This window comes from Vibrio sp. 1069 (genome assembly GCF_033340555.1).
The window spans coordinates 1-521 of the sequence record NZ_JAWOWP010000929.1 but is presented as its reverse complement, the minus strand read 5'-3'; the positions used below and the strand labels follow the sequence as shown (position 1 = coordinate 521).

At 50.7% G+C, this 521-nt stretch carries 1 protein-coding gene; it reads right to left on the bottom strand.

Translation table 11 applies throughout. The features are described from left to right. The coding region (gene flgH, locus R7040_RS29870) for a flagellar basal body L-ring protein FlgH (protein WP_318098105.1) at nucleotides 1-521 on the bottom strand (521 nt) is incomplete at both ends.

Here is a 521-nt window from a genome sequence, read left to right as displayed (position 1 = left end):
CCCATGGGCTGTTAAAGAACTGAGTCAGCCACCCAGCAGCGTTGCTGTCTGCCAACGCGCCGCGACCAGCGTAAGTGATGCGAGCATCCGCAATTCGTTGAGAAGAAACTTGGTTATTGCGAGTGATGTCATCGACGCGAACAATGCCCGTCAAACGGATAAATTCATCACCTTGATTTAGGCGCAGCCACTTTTCGCCACTGATGCGCAATACGCCATTTGGCAACACGTCATGCACCGTGACCGTGATAGCACCTTGGAGCTTGTTGCCTTGCGAGCTAGACGCACTGCCATCGAAATTTCGGCTGCCGTCAATGCTCACACCAAGTTCATCAAACTTTTTAGTGCCTATGGTTGGTGCAGCAAAGTTCACCGCTGAGCTCTTACCAAATTTGGTTCCGGCTTTTTTGCTTGAAGAAGTCTCTTCAGAAAGCACCACGGTTAGCACATCACCGACTCGGTACGCACGACGATCTTGGAACAGAGTCATCGTGTATTGGTGACGATAAAGGCTACCAGAT